Origin of the sequence: Pseudomonas sp. NBB (assembly GCF_032701105.1) — a bacterium.
GTDB lineage: Bacteria > Pseudomonadota > Gammaproteobacteria > Pseudomonadales > Pseudomonadaceae > Aquipseudomonas > Aquipseudomonas asiatica.
Genome location: NZ_CP103994.1, coordinates 4,180,417 through 4,192,685 on the forward strand (window position 1 = coordinate 4,180,417; position 12,269 = coordinate 4,192,685).

11 protein-coding genes are annotated in these 12,269 nt (G+C 63.5%); 8 read left to right on the forward strand and 3 right to left on the reverse strand.

The window, feature by feature from the left end; all coding sequences use genetic code 11:
- The first annotated feature begins 40 nt into the window (after positions 1-40).
- The 5 genes from NY023_RS19445 to NY023_RS19465 all read left to right on the forward strand — a co-directional run bounded on the left by NY023_RS19445 (position 41) and on the right by NY023_RS19465 (position 5,873).
- Complete coding sequence (locus NY023_RS19445) at positions 41-1,315, forward strand: glycerate kinase (RefSeq protein WP_015271169.1); 1,275 nt, start codon at positions 41-43, stop codon at positions 1,313-1,315.
- Entirely contained in the window at positions 1,312-2,727 is a 1,416-nt protein-coding gene (pyk, locus tag NY023_RS19450; RefSeq protein ID WP_013973542.1) for a pyruvate kinase, read from the forward strand. Before NY023_RS19445 ends, pyk begins: the two co-directional genes overlap by 4 nt.
- A 187-nt stretch (positions 2,728-2,914) precedes the next feature.
- Complete coding sequence (locus NY023_RS19455; protein ID WP_013973543.1) at positions 2,915-3,787, forward strand: urea transporter; 873 nt, start codon at positions 2,915-2,917, stop codon at positions 3,785-3,787.
- A 45-nt stretch (positions 3,788-3,832) separates the two neighbouring features.
- On the forward strand, positions 3,833-4,654 hold the full coding sequence (locus NY023_RS19460; RefSeq protein ID WP_013973544.1) for an ion transporter: 822 nt from the start codon (positions 3,833-3,835) through the stop codon (positions 4,652-4,654).
- A gap of 217 nt (positions 4,655-4,871) precedes the next feature.
- Complete coding sequence (locus tag NY023_RS19465) at positions 4,872-5,873, forward strand: sulfate ABC transporter substrate-binding protein (protein ID WP_013973545.1); 1,002 nt, start codon at positions 4,872-4,874, stop codon at positions 5,871-5,873.
- Positions 5,874-5,997: 124 nt separating this feature from the next.
- On the opposite strand, the gene NY023_RS19470 is transcribed toward NY023_RS19465, so the two are convergent.
- On the reverse strand, positions 5,998-6,924 hold the full coding sequence (locus NY023_RS19470; protein ID WP_024087446.1) for a class I SAM-dependent methyltransferase: 927 nt from the start codon (positions 6,922-6,924) through the stop codon (positions 5,998-6,000).
- 145 nt (positions 6,925-7,069) lie between these two features.
- Positions 7,070-7,966 (reverse strand): DMT family transporter, encoded by an 897-nt coding sequence (locus NY023_RS19475; RefSeq protein ID WP_024087447.1) that lies wholly within the window; start codon positions 7,964-7,966, stop codon positions 7,070-7,072.
- A gap of 134 nt (positions 7,967-8,100) precedes the next feature.
- Here NY023_RS19475 and NY023_RS19480 point away from each other — a divergent pair, with 134 nt between their 5' ends.
- The 3 genes from NY023_RS19480 to NY023_RS19490 all read left to right on the forward strand — a co-directional run bounded on the left by NY023_RS19480 (position 8,101) and on the right by NY023_RS19490 (position 11,373).
- A complete protein-coding gene (locus tag NY023_RS19480) occupies positions 8,101-8,538 on the forward strand; it encodes an Lrp/AsnC family transcriptional regulator (protein ID WP_003260363.1) in 438 nt (145 codons plus the stop codon).
- 557 nt (positions 8,539-9,095) lie between these two features.
- Entirely contained in the window at positions 9,096-10,628 is a 1,533-nt protein-coding gene (locus NY023_RS19485) for an NCS1 family nucleobase:cation symporter-1 (protein ID WP_013973549.1), read from the forward strand.
- Positions 10,629-10,644: 16 nt separating this feature from the next.
- A complete protein-coding gene (locus NY023_RS19490) occupies positions 10,645-11,373 on the forward strand; it encodes an aspartate/glutamate racemase family protein (RefSeq protein ID WP_013973550.1) in 729 nt (242 codons plus the stop codon).
- Between the two features lie 203 nt (positions 11,374-11,576).
- On the opposite strand, the gene NY023_RS19495 is transcribed toward NY023_RS19490, so the two are convergent.
- Entirely contained in the window at positions 11,577-12,236 is a 660-nt protein-coding gene (locus NY023_RS19495) for a hypothetical protein (protein ID WP_013973551.1), read from the reverse strand.
- Positions 12,237-12,269: the final 33 nt, after the last annotated feature.

Here is a 12,269-nt window from a genome sequence, read left to right on the forward strand (position 1 = left end):
GTTTTTGATTCTGCAGAACAACAATAATTGGGAGCCTGCCATGTCGGTCGATCCGCAAAAACTTCTCCGCGAGCTGTTCGACACAGCCATCGCCGCCGCCCACCCCCGTCAAGTCCTCGAACCCTACCTGCCCGCCGACCGCAGCGGCCGGGTCATCGTCATCGGTGCCGGCAAGGCCGCAGCCGCCATGGCCGAAGTGGTCGAGAAGTGCTGGCAGGGCGAAGTCTCCGGGCTTGTTGTCACACGGTACGGTCACGGTGCCAACTGCCAGAAGATCGAGGTGGTCGAAGCCGCCCACCCGGTCCCCGATGCCGCCGGCCTGGCCGTGGCAAAACGCGTGTTGGAACTGGTCAGCAACCTCAGTGAAGACGACCGCGTCATCTTCTTGCTGTCCGGCGGTGGCTCAGCGCTGCTGGCCCTGCCCGCCGAAGGCCTGACCCTGGCCGACAAGCAGCAGATCAACAAGGCGCTGCTGAAATCCGGCGCCACCATCGGCGAGATGAACTGCGTGCGCAAGCACCTCTCGGCGATCAAGGGCGGCCGCCTGGCCAAGGCCTGCTGGCCGGCCACGGTGTACACCTATGCCATTTCCGATGTCCCGGGCGACCTCGCCACGGTGATCGCCTCCGGCCCTACCGTGGCCGACCCGAGCACCTCGGCCGATGCCCTGGCCATCCTCAAGCGCTACAACATCGAAGCGCCCAAGGCGGTTATCGACTGGCTCAACAACCCCGCCTCGGAAACCGTCAAGGCCGATGACCCAGCCCTGGCCCGCAGCCACTTCCAGCTGATCGCCAAGCCCCAGCAGTCGCTCGAAGCCGCCGCGGTCAAAGCCCGCCAGGCCGGGTTCAGCCCGCTGATCCTCGGCGACCTGGAAGGCGAATCACGCGAAGTGGCCAAGGTGCACGCCGGTATCGCCCGGCAGATCGTCCAGCACGGCCAGCCGCTGAAAGCGCCCTGCGTGATCCTGTCCGGCGGCGAAACCACCGTGACCGTGCGCGGCAATGGCCGTGGCGGGCGCAACGCCGAATTCCTGCTCAGCCTCACCGAAAGCCTGAAAGGCCTGCCGGGCGTGTACGCCCTGGCCGGTGACACCGACGGTATCGATGGCTCGGAAGAGAACGCCGGCGCCTTCATGACCCCCGCCAGCTACGCCCGCGCCGAAGCCTTGGGCCTGTCGGCCAGCGACGAACTGGACAACAACAACGGCTACGGCTATTTCGCCGCCCTGGATGCGCTGATCGTCACCGAGCCGACCCGCACCAACGTCAACGACTTCCGCGCCATCCTGATCCTCGAGACTGCCCAATCATGACGCCTGATAAAAAAGTAAAGATCCTCGCCACCCTCGGCCCTGCGATCAAAGGCATCGACGACATCCGCCAACTGGTAGAAGCCGGCGTGAACATCTTCCGCCTCAACTTCAGCCACGGCGAGCACGCCGACCACGCCCTGCGCTACCAGTGGATCCGCGAAGTCGAGCAGCAACTGAACTACCCGCTGGGTATCCTCATGGACCTGCAGGGGCCGAAGCTGCGCGTCGGCCGCTTTGCCGACGGCAAGGTGCAGCTGCAACGCGGCCAGGCCCTGCGCCTGGACCTGGACAACACCCCGGGCGACAGCCGCCGGGTCAACCTGCCGCACCCCGAGATCATCGCCGCCCTCGAGCCGGGCATGGACCTGCTGCTGGACGACGGCAAGCTGCGCCTGCGCGTCACCGCCAAGCACAGCGACGCCATCGACACCGAAGTGCTGGCCGGTGGCGAGCTGTCCGATCGCAAGGGTGTCAACGTGCCGCAAGCGGTGCTCGACCTCTCCCCGCTCACCGAGAAAGACCGCCGCGACCTGGCCTTCGGCCTGGAACTGGGCGTGGACTGGGTGGCCCTGTCGTTCGTGCAGCGCCCCGAAGACATCACCGAAGCACGCCAGCTGATCGGTGACCGTGCCTATCTGATGGCGAAGATCGAAAAGCCATCGGCGGTCGAACAGTTGCAAGCCATCGCGGAACTTGCGGATGCAATCATGGTGGCCCGTGGCGACCTGGGCGTGGAAGTGCCGGCCGAAAGCGTGCCGCAAATCCAGAAACGCATCATCGGCACCTGCCGCCAACTGGGCAAACCGGTGGTGGTGGCCACGCAGATGCTCGAATCCATGCGTTTCTCGCCAGCGCCGACCCGCGCCGAAGTCACCGACGTGGCCAACGCCGTGGCCGAAGGTGCCGATGCGGTGATGCTGTCGGCCGAGACTGCCTCGGGTGAGTACCCGCTGGAAGCCGTGCAGATGATGAGCAAGATCATCCGCCAGGTGGAGAACGGCCCGGACTACCAGGCCCAGCTCGACGTTGGCCGGCCGAAGGCCGAGGCCACCGTATCGGACGCCATCAGCTGCGCCATCCGCCGTATCAGCGGCATTCTGCCGGTGGCGGTGCTGGTCAACTACAGCGAGTCGGGCGCCTCGACCCTGCGCGCGGCACGCGAGCGGCCACGGGCACCGATCCTCAACCTCACCCCGAACCTGGCCACCGCGCGTCGCCTGAGCGTGGCGTGGGGCGTGCACTCGGTGGTCAACGACCGCCTGCGCCAGGTGGACGAAGTTGTATCCACCGCACTGGAAATTGCCCAGGCACAAGGCATGGCCAGCCGTGGCGACACGCTGCTGATCACCGCCGGTGTGCCTTTCGGCAAACCAGGGTCGACTAACACGCTGCGGATCGAGACCTTGATCTAAACCACCGCATCTCTCCTGTGGGAGCGGGCGTGCCCGCGAAGAGGCCAGCAGGGACAACGACGTTGCCTGAGCTGACGCATTCGCGGGCACGCCCGCTCCCACAGGGTCGGTGGTGTCACACACAACTGCGGAAAACCCGAGGCCCAAAGAGGCCCACCGCGCCCCATCAACCTCACTGACTGCCCCGATGTACACCAAAAATTTCGTCAACCCGTGCCCCGACTGGGCCACGGCGTTACTCAACGGCTTCAGCCAGGTGCTGCTGCTGCGCAACCCCCTGTGCGGCCTGTGCTGCCTGCTGGCCATCCTGCTGACCGCCCCCGGCCTGGTCGGTGGCGCCCTGCTCGGCGCCCTGGCCGGCCTGCTCACCGCCCAGGCTCGCGGCTACGACCGTGCCGACCGCCAAGCCGGCCTGTACAGCTACAACGGCGTGCTGATCGGCATCCTGATCAGCGCCGTGCTGCCCTGGTCGGTCATCCTGCCGCCACTGATCATCGCCGCTGGCGGCCTGTCCAGCATCATCACCCACCAGTGGCGCAAGCGCGGCGGCAAGCTGCTGATCGCCTACACCGCACCCTTCGTCCTGCTTGGCTGGGCCGTATTGCTGATCGCCAGCCCCTCGCCCAGCGGCTTCGTCGAAGCCCAGCCGCTGTACGCGTTGGCGCGCGGCGTGGGCCAGATCTTCCTGCTCGACCAGCCCCTGGCCGGCCTGCTGATCGTCATCGGCATGTTCATCGCAAACCCTTATGCCGCAATGTGGGCGGTGATCGGCTCGGCCATCGGGGGCGGCGTAGCGCTGCTCGCGGACCAGGCACAGGCAGCGTGGATGGGCCTTTACGGTTTCAACGCTGCGCTGGCGGCACTCGCGTTCAGTAGACAAGGTGAAAAGCCGTGGCTGACAGTGCTGGCCATCACCCTGGCCCTGCTACTGCAACCACTGTTCAAGCTGCTACCGGTGCCCGGCCTGACCGCGCCCTTCGTCGCCGCCTGCTGGCTGATGCACCTGGGCAACCACCTGGCCCAGCCCGGGCAGCGTGACGCCAGCCGCTTGCACAGCTGAAGTGCAGCCCCTAGGCTCAGCCCATCGCTTTTGTGGAACGAGCCAATGAACAACCCTGCGAGCCTGCGCGAGCAGCTCTACATCATCGTCTTCCAGACCGATACCGTGGCTGGAAGACGCTTCGACAAGATCCTCCTGCTGATCATCCTGGCCAGCCTGGTGACGGTGATACTCGACAGCATCGACGAAGTGCACCAGGGCTACGCCGGCCTGCTGGCCGGCATCGAGTGGGGCTTTACCGCGATCTTCCTGGCCGAGTACCTCACCCGCCTGTACTGCTCGCCCAAGCCTTTGCGCTACGCATTCAGCTTTTATGGCCTGGTCGATCTGCTGGCGATCGTGCCGGGGATCATCGCGCTGTACTACAGCGACGCCCAGTACCTGCTGATCATCCGCGTGATACGGATGCTGCGGATCTTCCGTGTGCTCAAGCTCAGCCCCTACCTCAAGCAGGCCCATTACCTGATGGAGGCGCTGCGCGGCAGCAAGCAGAAGATCATCGTGTTCCTGGTGACGGTATCGACCCTGGTGACGGTGTTCGGCACCTTGATGTATGTGATCGAAGGGCCGGAGCATGGCTTCACCAGCATTCCCAAGGGCATCTACTGGGCCATCGTTACCCTGACTACGGTAGGCTTTGGCGACATCGTGCCGAAGACCCCGCTGGGGCAGGTGCTGTCGTCGCTGGTGATGATTACCGGTTATTCGATCATCGCCGTACCGACCGGGATCTTTACCGCCGAGCTGGCCAATGCCATGCGCGGGGAGCAGCTGCAGCATGATTGCCCGACTTGCAGCAAGAAAAGCCATGAGCATGGCGCGGCGTTCTGTTCGCGGTGCGGGAATGTGCTGTTTCCCAAACAATGATTCCGCCTGTTCCGGCCCTATCGCCGACAAGCCCGCCCCCACAGGATCACCACAGGCCCAAACCCTGCGCGGTCCCTGTAGGAGCGGGCTTGCCCGCGAAGAGGCCAGCACAGGCAGGAGCATAAACAAAGTCGTTTTTGTTCTTTAACCCGCGCAAACCCACCCGCTATAGTCGCTGGCAATCTGCCCCAATAACCTTCAAGAACAAGGAAGCAACGTGAAAAAACTCTTCACCGCCTCGCTGCTCGCCGCAGGCCTTACCTTGGGCAATTTCGCCCAGGCTGCCCCCACCCTGCTCAACGTTTCCTACGACGTGATGCGCGACTTCTACAAGGATTACAACCCGGCCTTCCAGAAGCACTGGGAAGCAGAGCACAACGAGAAGGTCAACGTGCAGATGTCCTTCGGCGGCTCGAGCAAGCAGGCGCGAGCGGTGATCGATGGCCTGCCGGCCGATGTCATCACCATGAACATGGCCACCGACATCAACGCCCTGGCCGACAACGGCAAGCTGGTGCCGGACAACTGGGTAACCCGCCTGCCGAACAACAGCGCGCCGTTCACCTCGGCCACTGTGTTCATCGTGCGCAAGGGTAACCCCAAGGCGTTGAAAGACTGGCCCGACCTGCTCAAGGATGGCGTGCAGGTAATCGTGCCCAACCCAAAGACCTCGGGTAACGGCCGCTACACCTACCTGTCGGCCTGGGGCTATGTGCTCAAGCAAGGCGGTGATGAAAACAAGGCCAAGGACTTTGTCGGCAAGCTGTTCAAGCAGGCGCCGGTGCTGGACACCGGTGGCCGCGCCGCCACCACCACCTTCATGACCAACCAGATCGGCGACGTGCTGGTGACCTTCGAGAACGAAGCCGAAATGATCGCCCGCGAGTTCGGCCGCGACCAGTTCGAAGTGGTCTACCCGAGCGTGTCGGCCGAAGCCGAGCCACCGGTCACCGTGGTCGACAAGGTAGTGGCGAAGAAAGGCACCCAGGCCGCGGCCGAGGAATACCTGAAGTACCTGTGGTCGCCAGCCGCCCAGGAAATCGCCGCACAGAACTACCTGCGCCCGCGCGATGCGACGGTACTGGCCAAGTACACCGACCGCTTCCCGAAAGTGGACTTCCTGTCGGTGGAGAAGACCTTCGGTGACTGGCGCACCGTGCAGAAGACCCACTTCAATGATGGTGGGGTGTTTGACCAGATCTACACCAACAATCAGTAATTGATGTAAGCCTTACCTGCCTCTTCGCGGCTAAAGCCGCTCCCACAGGAACCCCACAGCCCTCAGGTTTTGCGCTGTACTTGTGGGAGCGGGTTTACCCGCGAAGAGGCCAGCAAGGGCAACATCAGGCCTGACGGAATACCAGGGCCTTCAAGCCCCCCGCCGGGTCCACGTCAGGAAACTCCGGTGGGTTCTCCAGCCGCTCGACGAATTTCAGCGACGGCGCCTGCTCCGCCATCCCCTCGATCAGAAACTCTGGCCCGATGCCCGGGTCGTTCACGCATGCCAGCACCGTCCCGCCCTCACTCAACAACTCCGGCAAGCGCCGCAGGATCTTCGCGTAATCCTGGGTCAGCACAAAGCTGCCGCGCTGGAAGGTCGGCGGGTCGATGATGATCAGGTCATAAGGCCCGTACTTGCGCACCTTGCCCCACGACTTGAACAGCTCGTGCCCCAGGTACGCCACCCGCGACGCATCGTGGCCATTGAGGCGGTGGTTGTCGCGGCCCCGGGACAACGCCGACTTGGCCATGTCCAGGTTCACCACCTGCTCGGCGCCACCGGCAATCGCCGCCACCGAGAAACCGCAGGTGTAGGCGAACAGGTTCAGCACGCGCTTGCCCGCCGCCTGCTCGCGCACCCAGCGCCGACCATAGCGCATGTCGAGGAAAAGGCCATTGTTCTGCCGCACGCCCAGGTCCAGCAGGTAGGTCAGCCCATCCTCGACCACCTCGCGCTGCTGGCACGGTTCGCCCAGCAGCCACTGGCCCGGGCTGTCGGGCAGGTAGCGATGCTGGAGAAGGATGGCTTGACCAGTCCACTGTGGACGCTCGGCGAGAGTACGCAGCATGGCCTCCAGTTCGGCCAGCTGGCCTTGCGCCGGCTCGCGAAACAGGGCGACCGACAGCACGCCTTGCAGCCAGTCCACGGTGACCTGCTCCAGGCCCGCCCAGCAGCGGCCGCGGCCGTGGAACAGGCGGCGGGTTTCCTGCGGGGCAGGGTCGAGGGCGGCGAGCAGGTGTTGCTCCAGAGTCTGGATCGGCGAAGTCATCATGGGTCGCAAGCTGGTAAAAGCGGCATTCTACCTTGCGGGCCCTTTCGCGGGTAAACCCGCTCCCACAGGATCACCACAGGCCCGAACCGTGTGCAGCACCTGTGGGAGCGGGTTTACCCGCGAAAGGGCCCGCAAGACCACCTCATTCCTCTGCCACAACCCGCGCTGGCCGGAACCACCACCCCTGCTGCATCCCCGCCGCCGCCAGCAGGATCAACGCCACCCCCAGCCACTGCAAGGGTGCCAGTCGGTGCCCGAACGCCACCCAGTCCACCAGAATCGCCGCAATCGGGTAGATGAACGACAGTGCCCCGGTCAGCGCCGTGGGCAAGCGCTGGATGGCGCTGTACAGCAACACATACATCAACCCGGTGTGCACCATGCCCAAGGTCACCAGGCTGGCCAGCGCCGGCACTTCACCCGGCAACCCGCCAAGCTTGACCCACGGCGCCAGCAACAGCACACCCGTGGCCACCTGGATCAGCGCGATCAGGTGCGGTGGCGTGCCACTCAGGCGCTTGATGATCAACGCCGCGATGGCATACAGGAAGGCCGCCCCCAGCGCCAGCGCAATGCCCAGCAAATAGTCCTCACCGCCACCCTGCCCCGCGCCATGGGCACTGACAATGGCCAGCATGCCGAGGAACGCCACGCTCAGCCAGGTAACTTTGGCCAGGGTGATCTTCTCGCCCAGGAACACCGCCGCCAGCCCCACCAACATGAACGGCTGTACGTTGTACACCGCCGTGCCGATGGCAATCGACGCCCGCGAGTAGGAGGCGAACAGCAGCACCCAGTTGCCGACAATGGCCACACCGCTGGCAATCGCCAGCAGGAACGCCGTGCGGCTGATCACGCCCGGCCGCAGGAAGCCGAACCCCGCGCAGATCGCCAGCAAGGTCACGGCACCGAACACGCAGCGCCAGAACACCACTTCGAGCACCGGCTGGCCTGACACCAGCACGAACCAGCCGATGGTCCCGGAAATCAGCATGGCGGCAACCATTTCCAGCGAGCCACGACGCAATGAACTGTCCATCTCAAACCTCCTGTTGACGATGGCAACAGTATGCAAAGGTTGCTGCCCGGCCTTCCAGCGCATAACGAAGGAAGATTGGCCAGTTTGCCTTTACTATCAAGGCAAATCACGCGAATAACCTGATTGAGGTGACCATGACCGATGCCATCGACCAACTGCTGATCAACGCGCTGATGGAAGACTCGCGCCGCTCGCTCAAGGCCCTGGCGCAAATCAGCGGGCTGTCTTCACCCAGCGTCAGCGAACGCCTTCGCCGGCTGGAGGAACGCGGCGTGTTGCGCGGCTACACCGTAGAGGTCGACCCGCGTGCCTTTGGCTACCAGCTGCAGGCCATCGTGCGCATCCGCCCGCTACCCGGGAAGCTGCAGGAGGTGGAACGGCAGATCATCGCCATTCCCGAATTCACCGAGTGCGACAAGGTAATCGGCGAAGACTGCTTCATTGCCCGCCTGCATGTTCGCTCGATGGAGCAACTGGACACCCTGCTCGACCGCCTCTATACGGTGGCCGAAACCAATACGGCGATCATCAAGAAGACACCGGTCAAGCGGCGGTTGCCGCCGATGGATTGAATCTGCCTGTGCGGGCCTCTTCGCGGGTAAACCCGCTTCCACAGGATTTCGACCGACCTGAATGCTACGGGGTACTTGTAGGAGCGGGTTCACCCGCGAAGAGGCCAGCACAGAAAAAAGCTGACTAATTTTTGTACACAAGAATGTCACCTTAAGTGCCATTTTTGTGTGCACTTTCCAAGATTGCGCCCCAATAGGTTACACACTTCCCACAAATTATTCTGACCAAACGATCAACTAAGTTACCTTCGCGAAATTTAAATCTGTTCATTTGGTCAACTTATACTCTCTTCATTTCATGAAGTTACAACTCAAAAATATAAGTTCAAAATGATGGCCAACTAAAGTTTGCTTTTTCCTTGGCATGGAACTCGCTTTTGTGTGTTCGTGTTTTGTATACAAACTAAGCAAAACATAAATACACAAGAACCCGCGACGCCGACCCGACATCGGCCGCCGCGCCCCAAACCCTGAGATGCCAACGCTGCACCGACGAGATGGCGAGCCCGTGCGCATGCCCGCTCATCGCAGTCCACGTGCATCAGGAGCCCGCCGGAATGAGTACCAGCTTCGACCTTGCCCCTGAACTATCCGTCGCCAGCACCCACCCCGCGTCCACTCTCGCCGGCAGCCAGCCGGAACTTGCCCTGAGCCCGCGCCTGCATAACCGCGACCTCGCTCCGACGCGCATCGAAGGCCGCCGCTGGGGCGGCTACAGCATCTTTGCGCTGTGGACCAACGATGTGCACAACATCGCCAACTACTCGTTCGCCATGGGTTTGTTCGCCCTCGGCCTGGGTGGCTGGCAGATCCTGCTGTCGCTGGCCATCGGCGCGGCGCTGGTGTACTTCTTCATGAACCTGTCCGGCTATATGGGGCAGAAGACCGGCGTACCGTTCCCAGTCATCAGCCGCATCGCCTTCGGCATCCATGGTGCACAGATTCCGGCGCTGATTCGTGCGGTCATCGCCATCGCCTGGTTCGGCATCCAGACCTACCTGGCTTCGGTGGTGCTGCGCGTGCTGCTCACCGCTGTATGGCCGCAAATGGCAGCCTACGACCACGACAGCATCCTCGGCCTGTCGAGCCTGGGCTGGGTGTGCTTCGTGTCGATCTGGCTGGTACAGCTGGTGATCCTGGCCTATGGCATGGAGATGGTGCGCCGCTACGAGGCCTTTGCCGGCCCGGTGATCCTGCTGACCGTCGCCGCCCTGGCGGTGTTCATGTACTTCAAGGCCGACGCCCGCATCGCCTGGTCGGTTGCCGAACCGCTGACCGGCTACGAGATGTGGCGCAACATATTTGCCGGCGGCGCGCTGTGGCTGGCGATCTACGGCACCCTGGTGCTGAACTTCTGTGACTTCGCCCGCTCCTCGCCATGCCGCAAGACCATCCGCGTCGGCAACTTCTGGGGCCTGCCGGTGAACATCCTGGTATTCGCCGTGATCACCGTGGTGCTGTGCGGCGCGCAGTTCCAGATCAACGGCCAGATCATCGACAGCCCTACCCAGATCGTCGCCGCCATCCCCAGCACAGCGTACCTGGTACTGGGCTGCCTGGCCTTCCTGATCGTCACCGTGGCGGTGAACATCATGGCCAACTTCGTCGCCCCGGCCTTCGTCCTCAGCAACCTGGCACCGCGTCACCTGAACTTCCGCCGCGCCGGGCTGATCAGCGCCACCCTGGCAGTGCTGATCCTGCCGTGGAACCTGTACAACAGCCCGCTGGTGATCGTGTATTTCCTGTCCGGCCTGGGTGCCCTGCTCGGCCCGCTGTACGGGGTGATCATGTCCGACTACTGGTTGCTGCGCAAAGGCTGCATCAACGTGCCGCAGCTTTACAGCGAAGACCCGGCCGGCGCCTACCACTACACCAAGGGCATCAACCTGCGCGCGGTGGCCGCCTTCGTGCCGGCCGCACTGCTGGCCATCGTCCTGGCCCTGGTGCCCAACTTCCATGGCGTGGCGCCGTTCTCCTGGCTGATCGGTGCCGGCATCGCCGCCGCCCTGTACCTGCTGATCGCCCCACGCAAACGCCAATACCACGACGTCAGCGGCGAATGCATCGCCGTTGACCACAGCAGCCATTGACCAGGGAGGACTACCCATGCGCATTCTGATCGCCAACGTCAACACCACAGAAGCCATCACCGAAGCCATTGCCGAACAGGCCCGTGCGGTGGCAGCGCCCGGCACGGAAATCATCGGCCTCACCCCATGGTTCGGTGCCGAGTCGGTGGAAGGCAACTTCGAAAGCTACCTGGCCGCCATCGCGGTGATGGACCGGGTGCTGGCCTACGAAGGCCCTTATGATGCCGTGATACAGGCGGGTTACGGCGAACATGGCCGCGAAGGCTTGCAGGAACTGCTGAACGTGCCGGTGGTGGACATCACCGATGCAGCCGCCAGCACGGCGATGTACCTGGGCCATGCCTACTCGGTGGTGACCACCCTGGACCGCACCGTGCCGCTGATCGAAGACCGCCTGAAGCTCTCCGGCCTGTATGACCGCTGCGCATCGGTGCGGGCCAGCGGGCTGGCGGTGCTGGAGCTTGAAGCCGACCCACAGCGCGCCGTGGAGGCGATTGTCGAGCAGGCGGAACGCGCGGTGGCTGACGACAAGGCCGAGGTGATCTGCCTGGGTTGCGGCGGCATGGCCGGGCTGGACGAGCAGATCCGCCAGCGCACCGGCGTGCCGGTGGTCGACGGCGTGAGCGCGGCGGTAACCATGGCCGAATCGCTGGTGCGCATGGGCTTGAGTACCTCCAAGGTCCGTACCTATGCCACGCCACGGGTGAAGAAAGTGGTGGGTTGGCCGATGCGGTTCGGGCGTTAGGAGTCTTTCGCCTGTCCTGGCCTCTTCGCGGGTAAACCCGCTCCCACAGGGACCGCATTGCTCTCAAGGCCTGCGCAGTACTTGTGGGAGCGGGTTTACCCGCGAAGAGGCCGGTCCTGTCGAAGCATCATTCTGGTCAACCGCTGTGTACACAACTTCATCGTCACTCTGTACAGGCTTCCCGGCAGAACAGTACCAGCGGATCAGGTCGGGCAGCTATGCGCACCATCATTCAGGCCCTGACGCACATTGCGGCTGAGCAGGCTGGCCTTGCCGTCGTGCCAGGTCAGGGTCAGGACGTAGAGGGTGTCGAAGTCGTCGCCGCTCCAGTCCTCGGTGATCACCCGCTTTTCACCGAGGGCCTTGCCAGCCACGGCATTGATCAGGTCAGGGAGGTAGCCATGCGACCAGGCGGTGTACACGGTCGCGTTACGGTACTTGTCGCGCAGCAGCTCTTCGGCCAGCGCGTCGGTGTCGTTGGCGCCATAGTCGATGTTTACCGGCAGGCCCAGGCGAATGGCGCTGGGTGTGATGGTCATCAGCGGGCGAATGTAGCTGTAGCTTTGGTCCTTGCTGCCTTCCTCGACATGCCGCGAGGGGTTGGCAGCGAACACGTAGTCGGCCTTGCCAAAGCGCTCGGGCAGCACGGTAGCCAGGTCCAACGCACGGTTGAGGCCCTGGCAGTTCAACTGGCCCAGCCCCTCGCCCGGCTTCTCGGCGTGGCGCAGGAACACAAGGGTCTGGGTGCCATCCACCGGTTGCGCCCGGCTTTCGACAACTTCCAGCGCCAGCGGTACGGCTATGGTTGCAAGCGTCAGGCTCAGCAACCAGTGACGACGACGGAAGAATGTTGGCAACTTCATCAAAACAGGCCCATGTGGCAGAAAGAATCGGGT

What these genes read in the sequence shown, in the direction of transcription:
- NY023_RS19445 (WP_015271169.1), top strand. Translation starts at nt 41, where the DNA reads ATGTCGGTCGATCCGCAAAAACTTCTCCGCGAGCTGTTCGACACAGCC.
- NY023_RS19480 (WP_003260363.1), top strand. Translation starts at nt 8,101, where the DNA reads ATGACCGATGCCATCGACCAACTGCTGATCAACGCGCTGATGGAAGAC.
- NY023_RS19495 (WP_013973551.1), bottom strand. Translation starts at nt 12,236, where the DNA reads ATGAAGTTGCCAACATTCTTCCGTCGTCGTCACTGGTTGCTGAGCCTG.
- NY023_RS19485 (WP_013973549.1), top strand. Translation starts at nt 9,096, where the DNA reads ATGAGTACCAGCTTCGACCTTGCCCCTGAACTATCCGTCGCCAGCACC.
- pyk (WP_013973542.1), top strand. Translation starts at nt 1,312, where the DNA reads ATGACGCCTGATAAAAAAGTAAAGATCCTCGCCACCCTCGGCCCTGCG.
- NY023_RS19490 (WP_013973550.1), top strand. Translation starts at nt 10,645, where the DNA reads ATGCGCATTCTGATCGCCAACGTCAACACCACAGAAGCCATCACCGAA.
- NY023_RS19460 (WP_013973544.1), top strand. Translation starts at nt 3,833, where the DNA reads ATGAACAACCCTGCGAGCCTGCGCGAGCAGCTCTACATCATCGTCTTC.
- NY023_RS19470 (WP_024087446.1), bottom strand. Translation starts at nt 6,924, where the DNA reads ATGACTTCGCCGATCCAGACTCTGGAGCAACACCTGCTCGCCGCCCTC.
- NY023_RS19475 (WP_024087447.1), bottom strand. Translation starts at nt 7,966, where the DNA reads ATGGACAGTTCATTGCGTCGTGGCTCGCTGGAAATGGTTGCCGCCATG.
- NY023_RS19455 (WP_013973543.1), top strand. Translation starts at nt 2,915, where the DNA reads ATGTACACCAAAAATTTCGTCAACCCGTGCCCCGACTGGGCCACGGCG.